The 25,664-nt window shown below is 58.4% G+C and carries 19 protein-coding genes; 6 read left to right on the top strand and 13 right to left on the bottom strand.

What is annotated here, in order from left to right; translation table 11 throughout:
* The first annotated feature begins 21 nt into the window (after positions 1-21).
* Positions 22-1,314: an adenylosuccinate synthase gene (locus P9L99_03785; protein ID MDP8222456.1), complete on the top strand. Its 1,293-nt coding sequence runs from the start codon at positions 22-24 to the stop codon at positions 1,312-1,314.
* Here P9L99_03785 and P9L99_03780 read toward each other — a convergent pair.
* The 5 genes from P9L99_03780 to dnaK form a co-directional block, all read right to left on the bottom strand.
* Positions 1,311-2,651 (bottom strand): Do family serine endopeptidase, encoded by a 1,341-nt coding sequence (locus P9L99_03780; GenBank protein ID MDP8222455.1) that lies wholly within the window; start codon positions 2,649-2,651, stop codon positions 1,311-1,313. The two genes, P9L99_03785 and P9L99_03780, sit on opposite strands and share 4 nt — an antisense overlap.
* A 35-nt stretch (positions 2,652-2,686) precedes the next feature.
* On the bottom strand, positions 2,687-3,070 hold the full coding sequence (locus tag P9L99_03775) for a DUF1844 domain-containing protein (GenBank protein ID MDP8222454.1): 384 nt from the start codon (positions 3,068-3,070) through the stop codon (positions 2,687-2,689).
* Between the two features lie 7 nt (positions 3,071-3,077).
* Positions 3,078-3,650 carry a nucleotide exchange factor GrpE gene (locus P9L99_03770; GenBank protein ID MDP8222453.1) on the bottom strand — a complete coding sequence of 191 codons (573 nt, stop codon included), beginning with the start codon at positions 3,648-3,650 and terminating at the stop codon, positions 3,078-3,080.
* Positions 3,651-3,663: 13 nt separating this feature from the next.
* Positions 3,664-4,644, bottom strand: coding sequence for a DnaJ C-terminal domain-containing protein (locus P9L99_03765; protein ID MDP8222452.1), 981 nt, complete (start codon positions 4,642-4,644; stop codon positions 3,664-3,666).
* Between the two features lie 144 nt (positions 4,645-4,788).
* Entirely contained in the window at positions 4,789-6,705 is a 1,917-nt protein-coding gene (gene dnaK, locus P9L99_03760) for a molecular chaperone DnaK (GenBank protein MDP8222451.1), read from the bottom strand.
* A 321-nt stretch (positions 6,706-7,026) separates the two neighbouring features.
* On the opposite strand from dnaK, the gene P9L99_03755 reads away from it, so the two are divergent.
* Positions 7,027-9,354: a hypothetical protein gene (locus P9L99_03755; protein MDP8222450.1), complete on the top strand. Its 2,328-nt coding sequence runs from the start codon at positions 7,027-7,029 to the stop codon at positions 9,352-9,354.
* A gap of 37 nt (positions 9,355-9,391) precedes the next feature.
* Here P9L99_03755 and P9L99_03750 read toward each other — a convergent pair whose 3' ends face one another.
* Positions 9,392-9,736: an FYDLN acid domain-containing protein gene (locus tag P9L99_03750; GenBank protein ID MDP8222449.1), complete on the bottom strand. Its 345-nt coding sequence runs from the start codon at positions 9,734-9,736 to the stop codon at positions 9,392-9,394.
* 175 nt (positions 9,737-9,911) lie between these two features.
* Here P9L99_03750 and P9L99_03745 point away from each other — a divergent pair, with 175 nt between their 5' ends.
* Positions 9,912-10,760: a 3-hydroxybutyryl-CoA dehydrogenase gene (locus tag P9L99_03745; GenBank protein MDP8222448.1), complete on the top strand. Its 849-nt coding sequence runs from the start codon at positions 9,912-9,914 to the stop codon at positions 10,758-10,760.
* A 47-nt stretch (positions 10,761-10,807) separates the two neighbouring features.
* On the opposite strand, the gene P9L99_03740 is transcribed toward P9L99_03745, so the two are convergent.
* Positions 10,808-11,893, bottom strand: coding sequence for a PrsW family glutamic-type intramembrane protease (locus P9L99_03740; GenBank protein MDP8222447.1), 1,086 nt, complete (start codon positions 11,891-11,893; stop codon positions 10,808-10,810).
* A gap of 159 nt (positions 11,894-12,052) precedes the next feature.
* Between P9L99_03740 and P9L99_03735 the strand changes: the two genes are divergently transcribed.
* From P9L99_03735 to P9L99_03725, 3 genes are read left to right on the top strand one after another with little or no spacing between them, the layout of a single operon-like run.
* Positions 12,053-12,736 (top strand): glycosyltransferase family 2 protein, encoded by a 684-nt coding sequence (locus P9L99_03735; GenBank protein ID MDP8222446.1) that lies wholly within the window; start codon positions 12,053-12,055, stop codon positions 12,734-12,736.
* A gap of 19 nt (positions 12,737-12,755) precedes the next feature.
* Positions 12,756-13,199, top strand: coding sequence for a hypothetical protein (locus P9L99_03730; protein MDP8222445.1), 444 nt, complete (start codon positions 12,756-12,758; stop codon positions 13,197-13,199).
* Positions 13,200-13,245: 46 nt separating this feature from the next.
* Positions 13,246-15,378: an SGNH/GDSL hydrolase family protein gene (locus P9L99_03725; GenBank protein MDP8222444.1), complete on the top strand. Its 2,133-nt coding sequence runs from the start codon at positions 13,246-13,248 to the stop codon at positions 15,376-15,378.
* Here P9L99_03725 and P9L99_03720 read toward each other — a convergent pair.
* The 6 genes from P9L99_03720 to P9L99_03695 form a co-directional block, all read right to left on the bottom strand.
* Entirely contained in the window at positions 15,370-17,661 is a 2,292-nt protein-coding gene (locus P9L99_03720) for a hypothetical protein (protein MDP8222443.1), read from the bottom strand. The genes P9L99_03725 and P9L99_03720 overlap by 9 nt on opposite strands.
* 994 nt (positions 17,662-18,655) lie before the next feature.
* On the bottom strand, positions 18,656-19,198 hold the full coding sequence (locus P9L99_03715; GenBank protein MDP8222442.1) for a carboxypeptidase-like regulatory domain-containing protein: 543 nt from the start codon (positions 19,196-19,198) through the stop codon (positions 18,656-18,658).
* Between the two features lie 3 nt (positions 19,199-19,201).
* The gene (locus P9L99_03710) at positions 19,202-19,813 is read right to left on the bottom strand and encodes a hypothetical protein (GenBank protein MDP8222441.1); all 612 of its coding nucleotides are present in this window, start codon (positions 19,811-19,813) and stop codon (positions 19,202-19,204) included.
* Positions 19,814-20,759: 946 nt separating this feature from the next.
* Positions 20,760-21,863 carry a DUF362 domain-containing protein gene (locus P9L99_03705; protein ID MDP8222440.1) on the bottom strand — a complete coding sequence of 368 codons (1,104 nt, stop codon included), beginning with the start codon at positions 21,861-21,863 and terminating at the stop codon, positions 20,760-20,762.
* Between the two features lie 239 nt (positions 21,864-22,102).
* Positions 22,103-24,313, bottom strand: a complete 2,211-nt coding sequence (locus P9L99_03700) for a beta-galactosidase (protein MDP8222439.1) — start codon at positions 24,311-24,313, stop codon at positions 22,103-22,105.
* A 14-nt stretch (positions 24,314-24,327) separates the two neighbouring features.
* Positions 24,328-25,527: a diphosphate--fructose-6-phosphate 1-phosphotransferase gene (locus P9L99_03695; GenBank protein MDP8222438.1), complete on the bottom strand. Its 1,200-nt coding sequence runs from the start codon at positions 25,525-25,527 to the stop codon at positions 24,328-24,330.
* Between the last annotated feature and the right edge of the window lie 137 nt (positions 25,528-25,664).

Raw genomic sequence — 25,664 nt, 5'->3', positions numbered from 1 at the left:
TGTCCGCACACGGAGGTTAGCATGCCCTCAACCGTGATCTTGGGCGCCCAATGGGGCGACGAAGGCAAAGGAATGGTGATCGACATCTACGCCCAGCGCGCCGACATGATCGTGCGCTATCAGGGCGGGAACAATGCCGGTCACACGGTCGTGGTCGACGGCGAGAAGACGATCCTTCACCACATCCCCTCGGGAGTTTTGCACCCCGGCGTCAAGTGCGTCATCGGCAATGGTGTCGTCCTCGACCCCGCCGTGCTCATCGACGAAATCACGCGCCTCAAAACCAAAGGCGTTTTCCAGGATGACTCGCAGCTTGTCATCAGCGACCGCGCGCACGTCACCTGCCCGCACCACATCGCGCTGGATAAGGCCGCCGAAGCGAAAAAAGGCGAAGGCAAAATCGGCACGACGGGCCGGGGCATCGGTCCGGTGTATCGCGCCAAGGCCGCGCGTACCGGCCTTCGCTTTGGCGATTTCGTGCAGCCCGGTTTTCTGCGCGCTTATTTCGAGAAGGTGCTGCCCGAAGCCAATTTTATGCTCGAGAAATTCTATGACGCCCCGACGCTGGACTTGGACGAGGTGCTTTCCGCGTACGAAGCGTTGGCCGAGACCTTGCGACCTTACGTGGGCTGTACCTATCGGCTGGTCAATCAGGCGATCGCCGCCGACAAAAAAGTACTCTTCGAAGGCGCCCAAGGCACGATGCTGGACATCGATCACGGCACTTACCCCTACGTGACCAGTTCCAACACGATCAGCGGTGCGGTGTGCACCGGCGCCGGTGTCGGGCCGCGAAAAATCGACCGCATCATGGCTGTGATCAAGGCCTACTGCACGCGCGTGGGAGCCGGTCCCTTCCCGACCCAACTCGACGACGATATCGGCCAGGCTTTGCGCGACCATGGCAACGAATACGGTTCGACCACCGGCCGGCCCCGCCGTTGCGGTTGGCTGGATCTGATGGCCGTGCAGTACGCTTCGGAAATCAACGGCATCACCGATCTGATCCTGACCAAGCTCGACGTCCTCGACGGCTTACAGAACATCAAGGTCGCCGTGGGCTATGAACTCGACGGCAAGCCGATTGACCACATCCCCGCCTCGACGTGGGCGTACGAACGGATCGAGCCGGTGTATGAGGAGCTTCCGGGATGGCAGGGATCGGTCTGCGGCGCCCGCACGTGGGACGAACTGCCGCCCGAAGCGCGTGCCCTTCTGAAATTTGTGGAACGTTATTTGAAATTGCCGATCCGCCTCATCTCCGTCGGCCCGGGCCGGGACGAGACGATCGTTCTGGATCAGCCTTTCGCTTAGCGAGTCAGCGTCGCAAAAAACGTAAAATCACCACGTTGGACGAAAAAGCGCACCAAAGCGCCCTCCGGCAGGGCCGAGATGCTCGCCACAACTTTCGCGACCGATTTGACCTTCACACCGTTAATTTTCACGATGATATCTTCTTGCGCCAACCCCTTCTGCGCCGCGGATCCAAGCGGATTGACCCGCTGAATAAGCACACCGCGTCCCGGCGGCACACCCAGCTTGCGGGCGACCGGCGGCGTGATGTCGGCCAACAACATACCCAGCACTTCGTGCTTTTTGTGCGTGGGTTTCTGCGGTTCGGCGGGGCTCAGGCTCGTGATCGCCCGGTCCAGATCGCCCAGCGTGACCTTCAGCGATTTCTCGCGTCCGTTGCGCACGACTACGACCGAAACGCGTTTGCCGATCGGCATATTCGAAACCATGATCGGCAGGTCCCGTGAATCTTCGACGGAGCGCCCGTCGAATTCCACGATGATGTCGCCGCTTTCGATGCCCGCTTTTTTCGCGGGGCTATCGGCCACGACCTGTCGCACCAACGCGCCGCGCGGTCGGTCCAAACCAAAGCTCGCCGCCAGTTCAGGCGTCACCTGCTGGTGTTGCACTCCCAACCAGGCGCGCGCGACCGACCCCGCTTCTTGGAGTTGCCCGATGATGTGCCGCGCCAAGTTGCTGGGAATGGCGAACCCGAGGCCCTGGCCCGCCGCGATCAACGTATTGATACCGACAACTTCACCGCTCGTGTTGAGCAGCGGCCCTCCGGAATTTCCCGGATTGATCGACGCGTCGGTCTGAATGAAATCGTCGTATTGCGTCGCGCCGATCCAACGTCCCTTGGCCGAAACGATCCCCGCCGTCACCGTGTGCGAAAAGCCCAACGGATTGCCGATCGCCACGACCCATTCTCCAACTTCCAACTGCTCGCTGTCGCCGAAACGCAGGTACGGCAAGCCCGACTCTTCGATTTTCAGCAGGGCCAAATCAGTCTTCGGATCGGTACCGATGATCTTCGCCGGGAAAGCGCGCTTGTCCGAAAGCCGCACAACGATCTGCGCCGAGTCACGCACCACGTGATTGTTGGTGACGATGTAGCCCTCGGGATCGATGATGAACCCCGAACCCTGCCCTTGCTGAACGCGGTCTTTGTGGGGCGTGAAGAGACCCGGACGGCGCGGGGCGTCTTTCGACACGTCGATGTTCACGACCGCGGGAGCCGCCGCTTTAACCAGGTCCGCGAAACTTGGGACTTCGGCCTGCGCCGGCACTGCGAATAGCAGGATTATCGTAAAAAGGCTCACTGCCAACGCGGCCCGTGCCGCGACGGTGATCTTCATTCGCAACTCCTCAAGTCGATGACGTGTCCGCGGGGCTACTCAGAACAAGCGGTCACAAAACGCAAACGGAGGTCGTACAGCGATCGTTCCAGGAAGTCCGCTTCCTCTTGCGTCAGATTACCCTTCGTCCTTTCCTGCAGCATACCGAGGATATCAATGTGCTGCTTGGCCATCGCCAAGTCGACCTTGGACTCAACGCCTTCCGTCTCCGGCAACACCCCGAGGTAAATCATGGTGCTGGTCGATAACGAAAAAACGAAGGAAGTAAAATCAATCGGCGGCAAAGAACGAAAATCGGTCTCACAAGGCTCGCAATCCTCTTCGAATTGCTCTTTTTCGTGTTCGCCAGATACTTCCCCGTCTTTCGCCATTTCCTGTTCTGACACCGGCTTGTCTTTTTTCGTTGCATCGGACGCCATAATGTCCCTACTCCTGTGACTGATTATCGGGTGGGGCCACAGCGACGATTACCTTCGCCGGCCGCAGCAACCTTTCATTCAATGTATATCCGACCTGAAACGTCTGCAAAATCTTTTCTGCCTCGATATCCGTCGACGGCTGCGTCGCTAATACTTCGTGAATCCGCGGATCCAACGCCGAGCCGCCCTCGGCGGAAATCGGTTGCACGCCAATTCGGGTCAATGCCTCTAGAAACTGCTGGTGAATCTTCTCCACGCCAGTCCGCCAAGCTTCGTCCTGTCCGGCCGGGGCGCTTTCCAAAGATCGATCGAGGGAATCGAGCACCGGCAGAAATTCCATCACCGCCCGCGCGAGGCCCGCTTCGTGCCGGGACGCCAGTTCGCGCTCCGTGCGCTTGCGGAAATTGTCCATGTCGGCCGCCAGGCGTATGTAACGAGCCTGCCAATCCCCTGGATCGCCCGCCTCCTCGTCCGACGGCGCCTCGACCGGAGCCTCCTCCGCCGCGACGGTGTCGGCCGCGCGCTCCTGATCGGCCCCGTTGGTTTTCGACGCCTTCGGCTTTCCCTTCTCTTCCGCCATAGCCTAAATTCTCCTACTCCTTGATGTCCGCTCGCGGATGCATCGGATTATCTTTGTCAAAAGTTTGGATCAGCGCCTTGGATTTGTCGTTCACCTTTTTCGGTACGGCAATTTTTACGTTGACGAACAAATCCCCTTTTTGCTTATTGCTCTTGCGCACGCCTCGTCCCCGCAAGCGAAGGGTTTGGCCGCCTTGCGTGCCCGGCGGGATCGTAATTGTCGCTTCGCCCTCCAGGGTCGGCACCCGCACCTTCGCGCCAAGCACGGCCTCGGCGATCGTGATCGGCACGGTACACCGCAGGTTTAAACCATCCCGCGTGAAAACCGGGTGCTCGCCGACCTCCAATTCTAAGAGTAGATCGGTCCCGCCGGGGCCCTTGCCCTTCAGCCGAATGACTTGTCCCGTACTCATACCGGCCGGAATCCGCGTCGTGATTTCCTGATTCTGCCCGCCAACCGCCAGATGGATTTTCGTCACCCCGCCCTGCGCCGCCAAGATGAAGTCGATATTCAGCTTCAACCGCAATTCTTGCGGCGGTCGCCGGCCGCGAAAGCCGCCGTCCTCGAATCCGCCGATTCCGGAGGGATCGAAGCCGCCGAAGGGATCGCCCCGCGACGGTCGCCGGCCGCGCGGGCCCCTCGCGCCCCGCCCGCCGAGCAAGTCCGACAAGATGTCGCCGAAGGATCCGAAAAAGGTTTCGCCTTGCGAGGAAAATCCGCCGCTCATGTTGCGAAAATCGAATCCGGAAAAGTCGAAACCGCCGGCCTGCGGCCCTTGATGGCCGAATTGGTCGTACTTTTTGCGCGCCTCCGGATTCGACAACACCGCGTACGCTTCCGAGATTTCCTTGAAACGCGCTTCGGCTTCCTTGTCGTCCGGATTTAAGTCAGGGTGGAATTTCTTCGCAAGTTTCTTGTACGCCGAACGAATATCCTTCATCTCGGCGCCGCGAGGCACTCCCAACACGTCGTAGTAATCACGTCTCCCGGCCAATGCGATCGTCCTCCGTCACACGTTTACCCGGTCAACCGCCGTTGGGCGGCACGAAAAGGGCGCCGTTTGCGGCGCCCCATCTCAACCACCTTAAACCAGTCTTCCTGTGCGCCACAAACGTCGCCCGAAGCTTTCAGGCGGACATCAATTTTCGTCGACAATCTCCGCGTCGATCACATCGTCGCCACCACTGGCGGCCTTACCCGATTCCGGTTCTGCACCCGGCGCCGCGTCGCCGCCTGAATCGCCCGCCGCTTCCGCGGAGGCTCTCTGGTACATGGCTTCGGCTAATTTGTGCGACGCCTGCGTAAGCACTTCCATCTTCGCCTTAATATCGGCGACGTCCTCGCCCTCGAGCGCTTTACGTAATTCGGCGACGGCCGCTTCGATATTTCCGGCCTCGGGCTCGCCAACCGCCTCGCGGTTCTCTTGAAGCAGCTTCTCGGTTTGGTAGCACAGCGAATCGGCCTGGTTTCGCAGGTCGATCGACTCGCGCCGCTGCTTGTCGTCTTCCGCGTGCGCCTCGGCGTCGTGAACCATCTTCTCCACTTCGTCTTTATTCAAGCCTGACGAACTCGTGATCGTAATCGACTGCTGCTGGCTTGTGGCGATGTCTCTCGCCGAAACCGACATAATGCCGTTCACGTCGATATCGAAGCTGACTTCGATCTGCGGCACACCGCGCGGCGCGGGCGGAATTCCGGTGAGGTGGAATTTGCCCAACGTGCGATTGTCCCGGGCGAGTTCGCGCTCTCCCTGCATCACGTGAATTTCCACGCTCGTTTGGCTATCCGAGGCCGTGGAGAACGTTTCCTTTTTCTGCGTCGGGATCGTCGTGTTGCGCTCGATCAGCCGCGTCATCACGCCGCCCAATGTCTCGATTCCCAGCGACAAGGGCGTGACATCCAGCAGCAGTACGTCCTTGACGTCGCCGGCCAACACGCCGCCTTGAATCGCCGCGCCCACGGCCACGACTTCGTCCGGATTCACGCCGCGGTGCGGTTCGCGCCCGAAGACGCTTTTGACCAGTTCCTGCACTTTCGGTACGCGGGTGCTGCCGCCGACGAGCACAACTTCGTCGATATCCGACGGCGTCATCTTCGCGTCGGCAAGCGCTTGTTCCACCGGGCGCCTGGTCCGCTCGACCAAGTCGTCGATCAACTGCTCCAATTTCGAGCGCGTCAGATCAAAGTCCAAGTGCTTCGGTCCCGCGGCGTCGGCCGTCACGAAGGGCAAGTTGATCTTCGTCGAACTGGCTGTCGACAATTCGACCTTCGCCTTCTCGGCCGCTTCCTTCAGGCGCTGCAGCGCCATCTTGTCCTGCGACAGATCGATGCCTTGCTCTTTCTTGAACTCGGCGACGAGCCACTCAATCACGCGGTGATCCAAATTGTCGCCGCCCAGATGGGTGTCGCCGTTGGTGGCCTTAACCTCCACCACGCCTTCGCCGACTTCCAGAATCGAAATGTCGAAGGTGCCGCCGCCGAAGTCGTAGACCGCGATCACTTTGTTCTCTTTTTTATCCAGGCCGTACGCCAACGCGGCCGCCGTGGGCTCGTTGATGATGCGCCGCACGGTCAAGCCAGCAATCGTACCGGCGTCCTTCGTGGCTTGGCGTTGGCTGTCGTTAAAATAAGCGGGCACGGTGATGACGGCTTCGCTCACCTTTTGACCAAGATAGTCTTCGGCCGCGCTGCGCAGTTTCTGCAGAATCATCGCGCTGATTTCAGGCGGGCTGTACTGCTTCCCGTCGACCTCGATGCGCACGTCGCCGTTGGGACCACTCACGATATTATACGGTACGAAGCTCCGCTCCTCGGTCACTTCAGCGACGCGGCGCCCCATAAACCTCTTAATCGAAAAAATCGTGTTTTCCGGATTGGATACGGCTTGGTGCTTGGCAACTGTGCCGACCAGCTTCTCGCCGTCCTTGGTAAAAGCCACGACTGAAGGAGTCGTACGTCCACCTTCCGAGTTGACAATGACTTTGGCTTCGTTGCCTTCCATCACCGCCACGACCGAGTTTGTTGTTCCCAGGTCGATGCCGATAATCTTACTCATGATCTGATTACTCCTTTACATTCGCGCTAATCTCAAAACGCCAGCACAAAAATAACCATATTCCCCCTCCTGTCAACGAAAAATACTGCCTTCAAAAAGTCTATTTATCAAAAAACACGGACCCACCGCCAACCGTTGGCTTAATTCAACTCAACGAAACCACTGCCTTTTTCCTATTACTCAAAATGGGACGTTTTTGTGCCGTAAACTGAACGACCGCTCAATCGAGACGCCCGATTTACGCCCGGCAAAGGTTTGACCAAATTCGTTGTAGTCATTACAATGAGGTGTCAAAAAACGTAATCCAGCAAAGGACGTGAAATGCCGAGATCCCTGCGGCTTTTTTTGTTTCTGATACTAAGCATCCCGCTCTTCACGGCCTGCGGCGATAGTCTCTACGATGAAAAATCCATTTACTCCGGCCGCGATCACCTCGCCGACGAAGCCAAAGGCGGCGATTTGCTCCAGGCCATGGACAAAGCCGGCATCGACCACATCCTGCTTGCCGGCGCCTACAACGTGGCCTTCAATCCCACCGAACCGATCGATTGGAACTCCTCGCACGCCAACAACGAGTTGCTGCTTGACGCACACGCGCGCGTTCCCCACCGCATCATCGCCTTTCCCCTGCTTCGCGGCGACGAACCTGATTTGTTGGCGTACGCGAAGTCGCTTGTCGCCAAAAAGGCGCGCGGTTTTCGCATCGCCAACGGCTTGCCGGACCGCCGCCGCGTCGCCCTGAACGACCCGCGACTCGCCGACTTCTACGCCTGGTGCGAACTCAACCACCTGCCCTTGCTTGTCGACGTGGACATGGACCAGTACGGCGACGAATTTCAAAGTTTCCTGCGCGACTACCCGAATTTGTCGGTCATCGGCGGTCGCATGCTGGGCTTGATTGAAGACATCCCGCGTCTCCATCTGCTCATGCAGCGCTACAACAATTTGTTGCTCGACTTTTCCTTCGGATGGGACGAGGACAAAAAGCGCGCTTTCGAGGCGATCATTCGTCAACGGGACGTATTCGCCACGTTGCTGGAAAAGCACTTCGGTCGCGTCATCTGGGGTACCCAAATCATCATTGCGCGCGGCGCCGGCCGGAACGTGGATTGGCTCACGCAGTACATACTGGACAACCGCTACTTCCTCGAGCGCGACTCCGTAAAGCTGAAGCTCCTGCTCGACGACCGCCCGACCCTGATTCGCATGGGCGGGCTCGACCTCGAGGGACGCATTCTGGCGCATCTCTATCACCTCAACTTGGACTACCTGCTCGAACATGAACCGATGCATCTGGACGACGCCGATCTCAACACGCTGCTCATCGGCATTCCCAAAGGCGCGCAGTTCGATAAAGAAGGCACACACAAGGCGATCATTGCCTGCGTCACGGGACTGAAAAATCCCGTGGAAAGCATGTTCTCCGCCCGCGTGAAAAACATGGTGGACGGCGTCATCTCCAATTGGAAGGAAATCAACGGTATCGAAGTACCCGTGAGCGTTGTGACGGTCGCCCCGCTCGACAAATGGGTGCCCATCCAAATGGGAATCGAAACGCCCGTCCCGATCGAGGTGCTGCCCGACGCCGAAGCCGTACGCCGCCGTCTGTTGACCGACCCCATGACGCTCGGCTTTCTACCCCTGGACGATTTGTTGCCGGGACTGCGCGTCATTCCCATCGACGGGGAAAGCCCCGACACACCCTACATACGCGATTGCGCCCGGCGTGGCGGCGCCCTGGTGCGCTACTACTTCAATCGTTACCCCTTGTTGATACCGATGAAGCTCGACGGCTCGCTGCCGGCGGATTTGGTCTTCGACCCCCACCAATTGCGCCGCGTCGTCATGACCGATCACCTCATTCCCCCGCTCCATCCGCCTGCGGTGATGATCGACGAGAGGCTTGAACCGGTCACGGACGCTTTTTTCAAAGCGGCGCCGCTGTTGCAGGGCTTCGACCTGACAGCCACGGTTCTCGCCGCGCCTTTCGAAAAGGATTGCCGGCCCGGCGCGCGTTGCCTGGATCCGGAGTGGTATGGCGCGCTGGACTATGCGGGCATCGACGTCGTAGCCACGCTGCCGGGTATCGCCGCGGCTAATGGAGAGGGTTTGGCGAGCCACAATCTACTGACGGCTTCGCCCTCCACCACTCCCGTCCAAGTGTTTGATTCGCGCGGCGTGGCATTCGCCGTGATGGTGTTTGATATCTCTTCCCCGGATTGGTCGCTCGAAAAAGCCTTTGCCGCCGTCCAAAAACAGACGGCCGCCAAGCGCCGGACGTTCGTTTACCTGGTTGCGAAAAAACCGCCCGTCGAGCATTCGGCGATCGCTTACCGCCTTACCGAAGCGAAGCCGGCCGCCATCATTTTCGCGGGCGATTTCGCGCCCGGCGGCATGGAACTGGTAAACAACGTGTTCATTTTCTTCGGGCTGGGTAGCTTGGGTTTCTCGACCGGGCCGGAGTTGCGTTTCCCCGTCACCTTCGTCACCCGCTTCACCTATTACGGTGATCGCCTCATGACCCTCGATTTAACGCCGGTTCGCAGGCAGGGCAGCAAATTGGCGCCGCTATTTGGGGAAGAATTAAAAGAGGCGTATGCGGGTTTCTTCGTGCCGCCACACGCGCAAGTGAATCACTCTGCAGAATAACGACTCGCCCGCTGCTCCGCCGGCCTTGGCGGGGCGACTACTTCGTTTTCCCGTCGCCGCCGTCGCTGTCGTCGGTTGAATCGTTGCCGGCGTCGGCATCCGGCTTGTCGCTGACTTCGTCGGCGGCGGGAAAATCACCGTCTAATTCTTCGTCGAATTCTCCGTCGTAATCCCCATCGATGTCGTCTAGATCATCAATCTCGTCGAAGTTTTCGCGCTTCGGTTTCTCGACGGTTTTCTTCGGCGAGACCGGCTTCTTGCGCGGCTCACCGGATTCCGCAAGGCCGCATTTCGGACATGTCCGACCCTCGCTGTTGAAGTCGAAAAATTTGGTTCCACACTCGCCACAGATGTGCAGTTTGCCAAAGTCCTTTTTCGCCATTGACGACCCCCGGAGAACGGCGCTTTCGACCAAAAACGACGGTCGTTTGTACCAGAATGAATATACTCCCGCAACTGGTACTTGCTCCCATATTTCAGGCGTGCTACGAAGACTCAGTTTCATCGATTTTCCACGAGATTTCGGCAACCATGCGGATATACGGAAGGAGCAGAACATGAGCATTCAGACGATTTTTGTAGTCGGTGCCGGCCAAATGGGTCACGGCATCGCGCAGGTCGCCGCCGGAAAGGGTAAAACCGTCCTGCTGCACGACATCAGTCAAGAACTCGCCGACAAGGGCAAAGCCGCGGTCAGCAAGGGCTTGGACCGCCAAGTGAAAAAGGAAAGGATCACCGCCGAACAGAAAGACGCGCTGTTGGCCAACATCCAGGCCGTCAGCGATCTCTCGCTGGCCAAAGACGCCGACCTGGTTATCGAGGCCGCCGTCGAGAATCTCGATATCAAGAAAAAAGTCTTCATGGAACTCGACCAGGTCTGCCGTCCTGACGTGATCCTGGCCACCAACACGTCAAGCCAGTCCATCACCGCCATTGCCGCGGCGACCGCGCGCCCGGAAAAAGTCATCGGCATGCACTTTTTCAATCCCGTGCCGGTCATGAAGTTGATCGAAATCGTACGCGGCCTGGCCACTTCGGACGATACCTACAAAGCCATCTACGACCTCTCCCTTGAACTGGGCAAAACACCGGCCGAGGTCGCCGACTACCCCGGTTTCATTTCCAACCGCATCCTCATGCCGATGATCAACGAGGCGGTCTATTGCCTCTACGAAGGCATCGCCGACGCCGAGGCGATCGATACCGTCATGAAACTGGGCATGAACCACCCCATGGGGCCGCTCACGCTCGCCGACCTGATCGGCCTGGATACCTGCCTGTTCATCATGGAGAGGCTCTACACCGGCTTTAGCGACGCCAAATATCGTCCGTGCCCGCTATTGATCAAAATGGTGGAAGCAGGTCGCCTCGGTCGCAAAACCGGCCAAGGGTTCTACAAGTACTAGAATACAATCAAGGCGAGACTAAGGACGCTCGAGGCGGGCGTCCTTTTCTATTTCCGCATGCGACGCAGGCCCAACACGAATAACACCACGCCGCCGACGCTGGGCACCAGCGCCATGAACGAAACGCAGCCGATGACCAACACGTCATCGCCGCCGCTCGGTGGCTCGGCGATCACACCGACAATGGCCACCAGCGTCAGCAAAGCGCCGATCGTGCCCAATATCGCCCCGCCGATCAACATCATGATGGTCCAGGCATCGGTGGCGGCCCGGCGCGGTACCGGTGGAGGCGGTCCGATCCTCACGCCGCCCACCGGGGCCGGTGCCACGGGAATGCCTGTCGCAACCGCCGGGGCCGGCGCCGCCGGTTTGGCTTTTCTGGATGTATCGAATAATGAGGGACGCGCGGGGCGTTCCATCCCCAACTCCGCGCGTTGCGCGTGATTAAGTTTCCGCACCAGCAACAACGTCCACACGGCGCCGAGGATCAACACGAGCATCGATGCCGAAAACATCCCGAATTCGGCCAGGCCCGACGCCGAATCGATCCGGTTCGCCAACATGAGCGGAAAATCGTACAGCCCGTGCAAGACGATCGGCCAGATGAGCGCTGCGGGTAAGAAGTAGAAGCGACTGGCCCCCGAACGGAATTTCGCCTGCCCCAAATAGTATCCCATGACCGCGCCGAAGCAGGCGTGCGCCGGCACCGCGGTCAGCGCCCGCATGATCGCCACGACCATCCCGCCCGACAGCGTGTACAACACGTTTTCCAGCGCCGCAAAACCCAGCGACGCCGTGGCGCCGTACACGATGCCGTCCATGGGCTCGTCGAACGCGCGGTGGCGGGCGGCGAAGAAAAACAGCACACAAAACTTGAGGAGTTCTTCAGGAATCGCGGCGGAGCAAAACGCCTCCCCTACGCTGCCCCAGAGCGGATTGGCCAGATCCTCGAAATCGCCAAACAAGTATTTGACCGGTAAAAGCACCGCCAACACGGCGAAGGTCGAGGCGACGCCTAAAAAGAAAGTGATCCATATCACCTTCGGCGGCTCCGGCCGTAGGTCCGCACGATAGAAAAACCAAACGAGAAACAGCGCCGGTACCAGCGCCGCAGCCAAGGTGTACTGCAACATGCTCATCCTTCTCGCGTGTTTGTGAATTTCGACGAGTTTAGCGGATTGTTGCCTTGCTGTCCCGCCCCGATTTCGAGTTGTCGTGCGCCCTGGACATCACCGGTTTACACTGCGAAGCGATTTCGCTTAATGTACCAACTTCACGAGGCAGGAGGGCCGATGAAACTCTCGATTATCATGCCCGTCTACAACGAAGAAGCGACCCTCGAGGAAATCATTCGCCAGGTGATGGCGGTTGATCTCGACAAGGAGCTGATCATCGTCGACGACGGTTCCACTGACGGCACGATCGCGATCCTCAAGGAAAAGATCGAATCGCTCGCGGGCGTGCGCGTGTTCTATCACGAGAAAAACCGCGGCAAAGGCGCCGCGATCCGTACCGGCAAGCAGCACATCACCGGCGATATCGCGCTGATTCAGGACGCCGACCTCGAATACGACCCCAACGACTACACCACGCTGATCGAGCCCATCACCGCCGGCAAGGCGGATGTCGTTTACGGCAGCCGTTTTCTGGGCAAGCACCGCGCGTTCTTGTTTTGGCACTACCTCGGCAACCGCTTCCTGACCTTCGTGACAAACCTGCTTTACAACACCACGCTGACCGACATGGAAACCTGCTACAAGGTTTTCAAGGCCGACATCCTCAAAGACATGGCGATCCGCTCCGACCGTTTCGACTTCGAGCCCGAGATCACCGCCAAGGTCTTCAAGGCCGGGCACAAAGTGTTCGAAGTGCCGATCTACTATTCCGGCCGCGATTTTGAAGAAGGCAAGAAAATCACGTGGCGCGACGGCTTTCGCGCCTTGTGGACGATAATCAAATTCCGTTTCGTCGATTAGAACCAAACAGGAGCACACCATGCGCACGTTGAACGCCATTGTTCTCACCCTGGCACTCATCGCGTCTTTAACGGTTGTTGCCGTCGCGGAAGAACCTGGCCCCAAGGGCTTTCCCGAACTGAAGGCATTTCACGACGTGATGGCCCAGATGTGGCACGTCGATTTCCCCAAGGATGATTGGGCCGCGATTCGCACCGTCGCGCCGAAGCTCAGTGAAGCCGCCGCGGCGCTGGTCAAGGCCGAACTACCCGCGAACTACGCGGAACGCAAGGCGCAATACGCCATCGACGTCAAACTTCTGGCCGATTCGGTTGCCAATGTTGTCGCCGCCGCCAAGGGCGATGATGACGCGAAGCTCAAGCAAAGCGTCATCAAAATGCACGAGTTCTTCCACGACCTGATTTACAACCTCAACTCGCAAAAAGAAGCCAACAACAGTCAACAGTACCTCGTCCCCGAATAAGCGGTTCCGCGGCGACGATCACGCCACCGTTGCCAAAGGAGGAAGGGTGCGCCGTCGGTTCAAGCAATACGGCTTAATCGTTCTTGCGCTTGCCCTTTGCCTCGCCGCCGGCGCGCTTCTGGCCCGCATCGTCGGTTCCTTGCCCCTGTTCTCAGGAACTCCGCTTCAAGACCAACGACTCGAATTAATCGAACCCCACGGCGCGGTCGCCCGGCTGGAAAACGGACTCAAACTGCCGCCCGGCGCGACGCTGCGCATTCACGATCCCAGCCTGCCGCCCAAGCACCAACGCCTCGTCCTCCGCCTGGAAAAAACGGCCCCGGTGCCGGCGGAAATCGGCGTGGTCACCCAGGACGTGGTCATCAGCAGCCCGCTCGATGACGAAATGCTTCCCGGTAAGCCCTTTGAAGTTGACATCGTGCCGCAAGGTGACGAAGCCGTTTTTCACCACGATGGAAACGACTACCTGAGGGCGCGGCGCGCTGATATCGAGGCGCGCAGTTTTTTCGTGTACGCCAGATGGGCGCCCTTGCTCGTCCACGAATTGCGTCTCGAAAACACACTGACCGGCCGCACCGCGCTCCACGTTTCCTTTCCGGACCGCACACGAAAGAAAATCCTCCGATGGTTGGGCGGCGTCGTTTTCATCGTCCTGCTTTTTCTAATCGAACTCGCCGTAGCCCGCGCAACCCACGTAAGCCCACGCTCGCTCGCCCTTAGCTGGACACTGACCACCTTCCCGCCCCTCGGCCTTGCCGCGGCGGCGGTCGATACCCCCTTCGCCCCTCACGTCGCGTGGCCCGCCCTATGGCTGTGGCTGTTCTTGCGCGCCCGATTCTGGGTCCTGCGCTCCCGGCTACCCTTCACGGGCACGCACCGGCTTTCCTCGGCCTTCATCGCCCTGGCCGGGTTGGGTGCGTTGACTTTCACCTTCGTTACAAGTGCACCGGCGGTTGTCGTGGCGGCCTGGGCCCTCGCCGCGGCCGTAATCGTCACCATGCGCTTGGATCTCGAGGTGACCTGGCGTCGAGCGGTCGGAACGTTGGGTCCCTTTCTGGCGGTGTTCCTTCCCATCGTGTTGACGGCGCGCCTGGGCGACCCCTTCCGCTGGTTCCTACCGCTGGGCGTTCTGGCGATGACGATTCCCGTCTCCCACCACCGCAAAAGTCTGCGGGCCTATGGCGCATTGATGCTCATCCTGGTGGTCGCCTCGCTCGCCCTGGCCGAATGGACCCTCGGCCAAACGGAGCTTCGCCGACACCTGCAACCGCATCGCATCGGCGACGACTACCAAACCGACAAGCTGCTGTATTGGGTGCCGAAGAACCTCTTTGGGTATGCCGACTCGTTTCCCTACAAACACACCAAGGATGTGCGGGCCGTGCGGTTCCGCGGCCACGAAGACGCGCCGCTCGAAAAAGCCCCCGGCCGCCTGCGAATCATGACCCTCGGCGGGTCCAACGTGTGGGGCGACGGCCAGCCCTCGAACGACACGGCCTTTTCGGGCTTGCTCGAAACCAATCTGCGCGAGGCCGGACACGACGTGGAAGTCCTCAACGCCGGTGTGCGCGGTTTCAACAGCTTCCAAGTCATGGTGCTTTACACGGAGTACGCGGCGCGCTACCGCCCCGACTTGGTGGTGATCTACATGGGCTTCAACGACCACACGAACCCTCGCGGCCTTTTCACGGTGCGTCAATTGTGGGAGAGCGCGCGCAGCGAATCGTGGGTGCGGCGGATGCAACGGGGATTGAGTCACAGCCTGCTCTACAATGGATACTCTCGCTTGATCGTCGCCGGCCGCCAGCGCCTGGCCATGCAACTCGGCCGCGATTTTCTACGCGGCACCAACCCCCTCTCCGACATCCGGGCCAACTTGCGTGACGTGATCGACTTGACGCGCAATCAAGGCGGCAAGGTTTTGCTGGCCTCGGAATTCCACGGCCAAAACTGGACCGACCATAATAACGATCGTCGCCAGTTGGATATCCGGCGCGTCTTGCGGGAGTTGGCCGAAGCGGAGGGCTTCCCTTACCTCGACGCCTGGTCGTACTTCGCCGCCAAGCCGCAACCGCTGGACTACGTGTGGCCCCACGACCCGGTTCACTTCAACGACGCCGGCCACGCGGACATGGCCCGGCTGTTGCAGCGCGCGCTTATCGAAAACGACTTACTGTGAGAGTCCCAGCGGGAACCGCGCGTACGACAACGTATCCCTGTTCAGATAAATCGCGTGAAAACGTCCCTGCTCGTCCAACACGAATGAACCGCCTTCCGGGCCTCCAACGGCAATCGCCGTGACATCCCAACCGTCCTCGCCCGGAACGAAATACGACAGATCTTCAGCGCTGACCAGCAAGTGCGGCGTACCGCCCTCGTCGACGTGGATGTCCACGCTCGCGAAACCGTCGTCGGTGAGCTGTTCGGTCTGCCACGTCGAACCGGATTTCACCGAATAGAAGGTGCCGTAACCGCCGCCCTGTATGTAGCACGAATACAGCAGGTGCGGCGTGCCGTCGGGCGCGGCGCCGACAGCGATGTCGGTCCGCTGCATATCGCCGTGAACCGCTTCCCGCTCGACTTGGTCACCGTCGATCCGGGCGTAGAACAGCACGTCGTCGCTCTCTTCGTACTCGCGCACGTAAGCGATGTGCACTACGCCGTCCTCGCCCACGTATATCGCGTTGCGACCGTCGTGCCGGTGGCTCGCCACGAGCGTCCACTCCCAGTTACCGCTCTTGTTGGTGGCGTACATCACCTTCATCGCGTCGTATTCACCGGTGCGATAAACCACGTGCACAGCGTTATCGGCGTCGATGTCCACATCGGCCCGCGCGTCGTTGTAAATGGCTGCCGCAAGCTGCGTCGCGGGCCCGCATTCCGGATCGCACATCTGATAGTTCACGATGCCGGGCTCGGTTTGGTAAACCAAATGCCGCCGTCCCAGGCCGTCCATATCCCACGCGAAATCGCGGAACCAGGTCAATTCCGGCAGGAGAGTCGATATCGTCCACGAGTCGCCCACTTGCTGCGCGCTATATAACTTGCCCGCGACCCCGTCGTGGAACATCGCGACCGGCGTACCGTCGGGCATCAGCGCCGGCGAGACGCCATATACTCTCAATTCCGCCTTCATGACCGTCTCGGTCGTCCAGGGCATCTGCGTATTGTGCGCGTGCCGTAAGCGCTGGTTGTCCGTATCGGCATAGAGCACGTGCGCCACGCCGTCGGGCTCGACGACCAAGTCCTCGTCGTAGCCTCCCTCGTCCTGTTCCTGGAAATTAATCGTCTGCCAAAACCCGGGGCGTTTTGTCGCATACCGCAACTTCCGCGGATAGGAATTTTCGATGGGATACAGCACGTGCGCGTAGTCCTCGGCATCCAATTCCAAGTAGCGACCCGTCAGCATGTAACCGCCCGCGTCGACCTCGTCCGCCTCCCAACCGTCGGCGGTTCGAATGCTGACGGTGCCGAAATAGTCGTACACCCGCGTTGGGACCCAAACGCCGGGCAGGATCTGCGACCAGTAGACGTGGTCCAACTCGTAGCGCTCGAAAAACGCCCGCAGCGAGTCGTCCGACGCCAAGCGAATCGCCGGGTAGCGCGAATCTTCCGCGACGATCTCTTCTTCGGCGTCCTCGCCCTCGTACCGCACGTAGCGCACGTCGCTCGGACCCGAGAGTATCGCGTGAACCACGCCCTGTTCGTCCACGTCAAAATCGAAATAGATATTGTTGAAAGAATCCTCGTAGTCCATCAGGTCGAATCGGTCCCACTCGCCCGCGGCGTTGTGGAGCACGTAAACCACCTTGGTGTCTAAATCGATACACCCCACGTAGAGCGCTCCGTCGTGACCCACGCGGAATTGGTGTACCGTCTTCGCCTGCAGCGGAATCATCTCCGGCTCCGTCCACGCCTCGCCGACCTGCTGCGTAACCATCAACGCGTCGGTCCAATAATCGCGAAAGATGCCGTGGATCACGCCGTCCGGCCCGCGATCGAGACGCGGATCGTCGCCGAATTCGTCCAAGCAACCGGCCCGCCAGGCACCCTCTTCGTCCTGTTCGTGCACGACCACGCCCGCACCGTAGGTCGCGGCGACTGTCAGGTGCCCGTCCGGCGAGAGATCGGCGCCGACACCGTTGCGGCCCGGCGCGCCCGCGACGATCTGCTGCAGCAATACTTCGCCGATTTCGAACGGATGCTTGCAGGTTCCCGGCGTCAGCGAAATGAGCGGTGGCGCGGTGTCGTCGTCATCATCGTTGTCGTTGTTGTCGTCGTTGTCGTCGTTGTTGTCATCGTCGTTGTCGTCATTGTCGTCGTCATCATCGGCCGACGTGTCGTCGTCAGCCGAGGGCGACACATCGTCGTCATCGTCATCGTCGCAGCCGGATAGTATAGGGGTGAGGCATACAGTGAAGAGCAACAAAACGCACGCGACTAAAATCCATTGTCTAAACATGGTTCTCCTCCAGGAACTTAGAATATGTAAATATAGCGTATCACATGCCACATCAAAAAAGCAGAAAAAAGCCGCCAAGCAGTGCCTGGACCCAAAACCGCATGCATCCTACGACTATGTTGCCACCACGACCGGCGTCTTCGCCGCCTTTACGAGCCTCACACAAAACCGTAGGAGCGACTTTAGTCGCGACCGGACAAGGTCCGGGCCTAAGCCCGCCTGCATCTGACGACGACGTTGTCACCACGACCGCTCCCGTTGGTCGCTCGGCGCGCCTCATACAAAACCGTAGCAGCGACTTCAGTCGCGACCGGACAAGGTCCGGCGCTAAGACCGCCTGCATCTGACGACGACGTTGTCATCACGACCACTCCCGTTGGTCGCTCGGCGCGCCTCACCCAAAACCGTAGGAGCGACTTCAGTCGCGACCGGACAAGGTCCGGGCCTAAGACCGCCTGCATCTGACGACGACGTTGTCATCACGACCGCTCCCGTTGGTCGCTCGGCGCGCCTCATACAAAACCGTAGGAGCGACTTCAGTCGCGATAATGCTCAACCTTACCCAGGGCCATTTGATAACGCCCCTGCGGGGCTATGTTTTTCGGGGGTGCCATAGTCTCACCGCCATCGGCGGGGAGGCTGTGCGGCTCAGCGTCGTTGCCAGAGTAAAATCGGGACATGTACTTGTTACGTGTCCTGGGTTTTACTCGAGCGTGAGGGCCTGAAAGTACAGCCTTGCGTTCACACAACCAGAGGCGCATAATTCGTATGTTCCGCCCGCCGCAACGTAGTTTTTCCACCAACATCGTTCCCACGAAAATGGAATTTTTAGAAAAATCGCCACGCCAAGCGTTGCGCGGGGCCGAATATATCGGGCGCGTCGTACGAAGCGATCGCTCGAAGTAACGGCATCGACGGAGGGCAAGATGCGTCCGATAATTAAGCCTAGTGTCCCTAAATTTAGAGCTATTCTTCTGAAGACAATGGAATAGATTTATTTCATGATATCGCCTTTACACTTTTTTTGTAATATTTTGCTTGTCTCATCCATAACATTTTTATACTCTCCGATGGCATCACATCCGAACCCGTTACATGTCTCAACCAGAGATTTGCTAATCTTCATGATTTCTTCTACGTTTCCAGTATTGATTGCTTTACGAAGGTCTCCCACTGTCTTTTGAACTGACTGACGGCTAAGTACCTTGAGATTTCTTTCAGCAACACTCTTACTTTTTACTGTTACAAGAACTTTTTCGCTAGGCAGAAAACCTTCCTTCTTCGCCGATATACTAAAAGTACAGGGGCTTTTATCCGTTCCTAATTGTAAAGTATAATTACCATTTTCTTGTGATATATCTTCATTTACGGCGCAACCATCGGCATCGATTTTGGCTCCTTTGACCCCGTCACCGTTTTCGTCGATGACCTTTCCTGAAACAGTTCGTGTACTCTGAGCAAACACTAGCGTAAGAAGACATACACTCTGAACTAAGACAACGATAGACGCAATTGCCAAACCCTGTAACCTTCTCATTTATCATTCCCCCATAGATTCGCTCTCTTTGGATGGCCTTTGCGTGGCCAAGACATTTTTGTTATTTTTTGGAAAGCATAACTTAAATATTATTAATAAAGCGCCTACAAGAATTATAAGATACACTACATGACATAAAATTGGCCTAGTGAAAACTTCATCATAAATCCTAAATATCCTAACTTTTGTTTCTTCTGAAGTAATCGACAATCCCTTTTCTAATTTGTCATCAATATAAGCAGGTGGTTTGTCACTTTTATAAAGAAAATGTATCATGATACTGTCATCCGGATGTAAATACTTTAAAACTACTTGTTTTCCAAAGCGGATTTGATTCGCTGATTTAAAACGGTTAGTATCAAATGCATCACTCAACTGATATTTTACATCAAATATTTGCACATCTGATGTTCCCGAAATAGCGATTTTGACTTCACCCGTTTTTTCCGAACTAAAATTTGTAAGATTTACAATGAATTCCTCTTTATTATGTTCTATATTAAATTGGAAAAGTAAACATTTTACACTTTTACTGGCTGTAGTTGCCATTGCACTAATTTGAGAAACTATTACACCAATAATTAGCAACAGTACTTTTGTTTGAAATTCATTCATTCGGGATTCCTCCAAAAAAGTGGTAACTTCCCCTATTCAAACTGACCGCATTCTAAAAAGATCCCTTCATGATCCCGATTTCGGATAAATCCTGATTGCTGGTATTAATCGTACCCCTGTCACGCATTGTAATCAATCGAGAATTCCCCGGACAGCATACTTATTTATCCGACGCATCTTCCACTCCGTCGAGGCTGTCATTTCGGATTATCGATCCGAATACGGCTTTCGAAATTGTCGGCCCCGTGCAAAACACTATTCGGCGCTTACTCTTTGATTGCCGCCTTTGCAGGAACGATGTTGGTGGAAAATCTACGTTGTGGCGGGGCAACTATACTAATTCTACGCCTCTGGTCGCGTGAACGCAAGCCAGTGCCGCACAGCCTCCGCGCGGATTTGAGTTCGGCCCTCACCCTGGCCTACGACCGTCCCTCTCCCCGCGGGAGAGGGAAGCGAAAATGCCGGCGACCTACTTCCCCTCTCCTCGTGGGAGAGGGGCCGGGGGTGAGGGCAAAAAACGGGACACGAATCAAGTACATGTCCCCGTTTTCCCCAAGACTCAGCCGCACAACCTCCCCGCCGTCGGCGGTGAGACTATGGCACCCCGGCTTCAACGGTTCGGTGTGAAGCTCGTAGAGCGACCAGCGGGAGCGGTCGTTGCAACAATATAGTCGTCGGATGCACTCGGTTTTGGGTCCAGGCTCAGCCTGGCGGGCCTTGTCCGGTCGCGACTGAAGTCGCTCCTACGGTTTGGTGTGAAGCTCGTAGAGCAACCAGCGGGAGCGGTCGCTGCAACAATATAGTCGATAGATGCATTCGGTTTCGGGTCCAGGCACTGCCTGGGGCTCGCCAAGCGACCAGCGGGAGCGGTCGTTGCAACAATATAGTCGTCGGATGCACTCGGTCTTAGCACCGGACCTTGTCCGGTCCAGGCTCAGCCTGGGGATCAATAGTAGCTGAATTTGCCGGGGTACTTCATGAAGAGCTTGCCCCACTTGGTATTTTTCAGCCACTTGCGAACGCGCGGGATGCCCTTGACCGGGTACCAAATGTAGTCGTGAAAGATGTAGCTGCCCAGCACGAAGAAGTAGACCAGCGGCGTGTGGAAAAACAGCTTTTGCAGCGGCGACAGGAACCCCCACCAGAAATACTTCACGAAGCCGGTCGCGGCGTTGTGCCCGGTCTGGAAATGGAAGTTCACGTTGCTGATATCTTCGCCGACGATTTCGATTTCGTTCGGGTCGCCCACGCCGAGCCCGCGGTCGTGCGCCAGGCGGATACACGGAATGGTCATCGGGTCAAAGCCCATCATCTTGGCGGAGATGGCGTCGATGGCCACCTGATCTTCCGAGGCCAGGATGTAGTCTTTCACCACCGGCCACATGGTGCGCGGCCCGGGGCCGTTGCCCGCGGTGGTGCCGTCCATGACGGCGAAAATCCCTTTGTGGATTTCCTTTTGGATCATCAGCAGGTCGACCAGTGTTTCGTGAATCCACGTGTGGGTGTAGTGCCGGCGCGTGGTGAGCAAGCCGCCGAACGCATTTTTCATCGCGCCGGTGTAGGTCGTGTAGACGTGGCACTTGACCGTCGGCAGGTGAACGATGTTTTTGCCGAGGAAGAACTCGGGAATCATGATCCCTTGCGGGTAGATTTTGTGCAGCACGAGCGTTTCGCCTTGCGGCTCGTACTTGATCCACTTGATCTCTTCCGGGCGGAAGTTGTAGAGCACCGGAATATCGTACTTCTGAAAAATCGGCGGATATTTATTGAGCCGCTCGCCTTTGAAGGCGTTGATGACGACCGTCTCGTTCTGCACGGCCACCTGATCGGTGAAGCCAAGCTTCTGCAGCCCGGTGATGGTGCCCTCAAGCTGCCACGGCGTGGTGTTCGCGCCGGGATACATGAAGTGCCACGAGATGTTGTCTTTGAGGATGGTCGTCGCGTTTTTGTCCATGTGCTGGTCGGCGCCGGCCATTTCCAAGAGTTTCTGATAGTCCTCGACTGCGCGTTCGGGTTCGGTTTTTAGAACCGCGACTTTTGCCTTGGCCATGCTGTATCACCTCCGCCAGGTTAATGAGACTCGCGTTCAACAACGACCCTCTGGCGTTGTTGTATAGCAGGAATCAGCCGGTTTGAAAAGCGTTTCAATTGTGTCATCGCACCTTAATTTGCGTCTTTTTAACAACAATTGTGTCCAAACGGACATCGAATCGGACACCGAATGCGGCGCGCAAATCGAAAAAAACCCTTATTTTATGTCCGCGACACAAGTTCGCAGGCGTCTTTCGATCAAATATCGAAGCCCGACCCGTCGCCCTCGACCGTAATTTCTTGGTCGCCCAAGCCGAGCACGATGGTCTCGCTGCGGCCCTCAAACTCGTTGACGCCCTTGATCAGGTAGGAGCGAATTCGTCCTCCCCTCACCCGCACCACGCCGCAGGTTTTTGCGCCGAGCGTCAGGTCCAGACGCAGGCCGTCGAACTCGATGGTTTTCTCGTGCGGACCCTCGCGGTCGAAGTTGAAAAAGAGCACGAAGGTATCCGTTTCGCTCCGGTACACAAAAGCGCGCAGCAGCGGTGAATAGGACACCCTCGCCTGCCAGCCGGCCCGACGCAGGTTGGCCAGCAGCGCCCGCTGGTCGCGGAAAATGTTGCCGGTGTTGTAGTGGACGCCCGGCAAGCCTTCGGCCACGCAATCGGCAAGCACCGTGCAGGGTTTCATGAATTCGTCGAATTGCGGCAGTTCGCCGCTTAGAATCAGTTGCCCGCCGCGGCGAACGTACTGGACAAGTTTCTCTTGCTCGTCCGCCGGCAGGAAGAAGCCGAGGTGCAATGCCAGGCGCGGCTTGGCCAGCAGGTCTTCAACCGAAAACGCGGGCAGTTCGGCCATTTCGTAGTTGATGCCGTTGGTGTTGCAGATGTGGGTCGCCGGTTCGAGCACGTCGGTACCCACGCGGGGGATCGCATGGGGCAACGCCCATTCTTCGGCGCCGGGCACCCAGGAGGACACCGCGGCGTACTCCGGCACGATGAGGAAGCACACATCCATTTCCAGTTCGGCCCGCAGGAAGTCGCCGCCCTCTCGCGCAAAGTACTCGCCGAGTTGCTTCATGGCCGCGTACATCGGGCCGGTCTCGCCGTTTTCGCCGATGGGCGCGTCGGCGGGGAAGGTACGGAACTGCTTTTGGGTCGTGCGGTCCAGGTCGTCGGTCCAGTAGCCGTGGCACACGCCGGTGAACACGACGTAGCCCGTACAGCCGCCGGCAATCGACGCCAGGGTTTGGAAGAAGGGAATGATCGGGTACTCGCTCAGCGGGTGATAGAGTTTCGAAAATCCCCAGTTTTCTTCGACGTTTATGCCGCGGCGTCGGCGGGAGGTGTTGATGTAGCGGTTGAAGACTTCGTTGTCGCCGATCTCGCCCGGCTCGCTGCCCGCGTCGGCGATGTTGTAGGCCGCCACGCCCAGCCAGGAGATCATCCCGTAGTGGTAGACCTCCGCATCCAGGTCGACGCGGTTGTGCGCAAACCACCACTCCGGATAAAGCGGCAGGTATTTCCCGGGTGAATCCTTGGACGGACTCTCCTGCGCATCGGGGACATTTTCCTCGATGGGCGGCGTAATGCCGGCGAAGTTCGACAAGTAGGGCAAGTCGATCCCGAGTTGTTTCTTGTAGAGCGCGTAGGCATCGCGCCGGACACGCCATTGGAACTCGGCCCAATCGACCAGCCGCAGCAACTCCGACCGCCGCCGCGCCACGGGCTCGCCCGGCTTCAGGCACACGGGCGGGACCAACTCGAAGGCGCGGTATTCGGTGCCGTGCAGCGCGTTGTAGCGGTGGATCGTCTTGTATTTCTTCCGCAGCAATTGATGGAAATAGCGCTGATTGGGCGCGTCGTAGCCGTAGTGCCACGGCGCGTCGTTCGACGAGCAGTAGATGGTTTCATCCAGCAGTTGAATGCCGATGACCGGCCCCGCCTCGCCCGTGTACGGCGCAAGCACTTCGCCCACCGCCGCGAGCCACTGTTCGGCCAATTTGAAGAAGCGCTCGTCGTAGGGAGACGGCAACTGCGTGTAGTCGTATTCCCAATACAGCGGGCGGCCGTCATGCACGCGCACCGGTTCGATCTCGGGATTGAACGAGGGCGAGGTAACATCCGGCAGGCCGCCGATGTTCAACTCCGAATGCACGAAGGGCCCCGGCTTGGCCACGGCGTAGAGCCCCTGCTCGGCGATCAAGTCGATGAAGTGAATCAGATCGCGCGAATCGAGGGTCTCGCCGCGAAAATCGTAGCTGATGGCACCGGTTTTCGGATCATGGACCAAGTGATGCCGCCAGGGCACGTAAAAGGTGATGACATTGCCCTGCCCGGCCTTGATTTGCGCCAGGCGGTCGGCCCAATTGCTACGCTTGTCGCGGTAGTACTGGTAGTCGACGCCGACAAAGAAAAAGGGTTCGCCATCGCGGAAGTAGCGGCCGTTTCGGTACGTGAAGGTGGCCATGTTCGCCTCGTGGTTTAGCGCGGTTTATAAGACAGCCGGCCCATGTCCGGTAGCGGCCCCACCAAGGGACGCAGGTATTCGCAAAACGCCTCGGTCACGAAACTGTTTTCGTCGTCGATGAACTCGTCGGGCATCGTCTGTTTGCCTTCGTTGACGCGGGTGAGCGGCACGGCTTCGTAACGAATGCGGTAGGGATCGCTCGACTCCCTCACAAACGCGACCATCAGGCCGCTTTGGCCCGCAGCCGCCAGGCGCATCGCCTCGACCCCCGCCTGGTAGGCCTCCTGCTGGTCGACGGCCGAAACACGATCCATCCCCGCCATCTGCAGAGATTCGACGATCTGAAACTCGCCGCGCACGTCCAGGTGGTCGCAGGCCATTTGTTTGACAACCGTCGCGGCGGCCACGCCGCCCATCGCGCCGAATTCCGGGTTGCCGAATTTGTCGACGGTCTGCGTGCCCGAGACGGGCGAGCCGTCCGGATACACGATGCCCTCGCCGATGAAAATCGACACGAAGCCGTACTTCGAGTAGCACCGCTCGACGTCGGCGTAGAACTTCTCCCGCGTGAACGGCCGCTCGGGGATGTAAATCAGGTGCGGCGGGTCCCCTTCGACCTTCTTGGCCAAGGCCGCCGACGCCGCCAACCAACCGGCGTCGCGCCCGACGGCTTGGTAGACGAGCACCGGGTCCACCTTCTGCATGTCGCGGGCCAGGATGCCGCCCTGCTGCGCCGAGAGCGCCACGTAGCGCGCGGCCGAGCCGTAGCCGGGGGTATGGTCGGTGCCGAACAGGTCGTTATCGACCGTTTTGGGGATGCCGATGGCGTAGAGTTCGTAGCCTTCTTCCTTGGCGAACTCCACGACGCGGTGCGAGGTGTTTTGCGAATCGTCGCCACCGATATAAAAGAAGTAGCGGATGTTGAATTTTTTAAGCATGTCCAGAATGCGCGGCAAATGTTCGTCGCGCACTTTCAGTCGGCACGATCCCAACGCGGAAGACGGCGTGACCCGCACGGCTTCCAAGGTCGCGTCGCTTTCGGCCCGCAGGTCGACCAGATCCTCTTCCAGAAATCCCTGGATGCCCCAGCGCATACCATAGATGCCCTCGACGAAGGCGTGCTTTTTCGCTTCGTGAACCACGCCGACGAGCGAGGCGTTGATAACGGGCGTCGGGCCGCCGGACTGACCGATGACGGCGTTTCCTTTGATCATCGCAAACCTCCGGATGCGGTGGTGTGAATGCCTTTTCAAACAGAACGCGAAAGTCATGTCAATGTTGCACCGCACCGGTTTGGGGTTCAAGGCGCTTTCGGCTCGTGGGCCGCTTGGACATCGCCGCCTTGGGGCGC

Source organism: Candidatus Lernaella stagnicola, from assembly GCA_030765525.1.
Taxonomy (GTDB): domain Bacteria; phylum Lernaellota; class Lernaellaia; order Lernaellales; family Lernaellaceae; genus Lernaella; species Lernaella stagnicola.
This window is presented reverse-complemented; position numbering and strand designations above follow the sequence as displayed.

Coding starts and splice junctions, on each gene's coding strand:
- P9L99_03705 (MDP8222440.1), bottom strand. CDS start 21,863: ATGGCCAAGGCAAAAGTCGCGGTTCTAAAAACCGAACCCGAACGCGCA.
- P9L99_03780 (MDP8222455.1), bottom strand. CDS start 2,651: ATGAAGATCACCGTCGCGGCACGGGCCGCGTTGGCAGTGAGCCTTTTT.
- P9L99_03740 (MDP8222447.1), bottom strand. CDS start 11,893: ATGTTGCAGTACACCTTGGCTGCGGCGCTGGTACCGGCGCTGTTTCTC.
- P9L99_03735 (MDP8222446.1), top strand. CDS start 12,053: ATGAAACTCTCGATTATCATGCCCGTCTACAACGAAGAAGCGACCCTC.
- P9L99_03755 (MDP8222450.1), top strand. CDS start 7,027: ATGCCGAGATCCCTGCGGCTTTTTTTGTTTCTGATACTAAGCATCCCG.
- P9L99_03785 (MDP8222456.1), top strand. CDS start 22: ATGCCCTCAACCGTGATCTTGGGCGCCCAATGGGGCGACGAAGGCAAA.
- P9L99_03745 (MDP8222448.1), top strand. CDS start 9,912: ATGAGCATTCAGACGATTTTTGTAGTCGGTGCCGGCCAAATGGGTCAC.
- dnaK (MDP8222451.1), bottom strand. CDS start 6,705: ATGAGTAAGATTATCGGCATCGACCTGGGAACAACAAACTCGGTCGTG.
- P9L99_03715 (MDP8222442.1), bottom strand. CDS start 19,198: ATGAGAAGGTTACAGGGTTTGGCAATTGCGTCTATCGTTGTCTTAGTT.
- P9L99_03700 (MDP8222439.1), bottom strand. CDS start 24,313: ATGGCCACCTTCACGTACCGAAACGGCCGCTACTTCCGCGATGGCGAA.
- P9L99_03710 (MDP8222441.1), bottom strand. CDS start 19,813: ATGAATGAATTTCAAACAAAAGTACTGTTGCTAATTATTGGTGTAATA.
- P9L99_03750 (MDP8222449.1), bottom strand. CDS start 9,736: ATGGCGAAAAAGGACTTTGGCAAACTGCACATCTGTGGCGAGTGTGGA.
- P9L99_03720 (MDP8222443.1), bottom strand. CDS start 17,661: ATGTTTAGACAATGGATTTTAGTCGCGTGCGTTTTGTTGCTCTTCACT.
- P9L99_03695 (MDP8222438.1), bottom strand. CDS start 25,527: ATGATCAAAGGAAACGCCGTCATCGGTCAGTCCGGCGGCCCGACGCCC.
- P9L99_03775 (MDP8222454.1), bottom strand. CDS start 3,070: ATGGCGTCCGATGCAACGAAAAAAGACAAGCCGGTGTCAGAACAGGAA.
- P9L99_03730 (MDP8222445.1), top strand. CDS start 12,756: ATGCGCACGTTGAACGCCATTGTTCTCACCCTGGCACTCATCGCGTCT.
- P9L99_03770 (MDP8222453.1), bottom strand. CDS start 3,650: ATGGCGGAAGAGAAGGGAAAGCCGAAGGCGTCGAAAACCAACGGGGCC.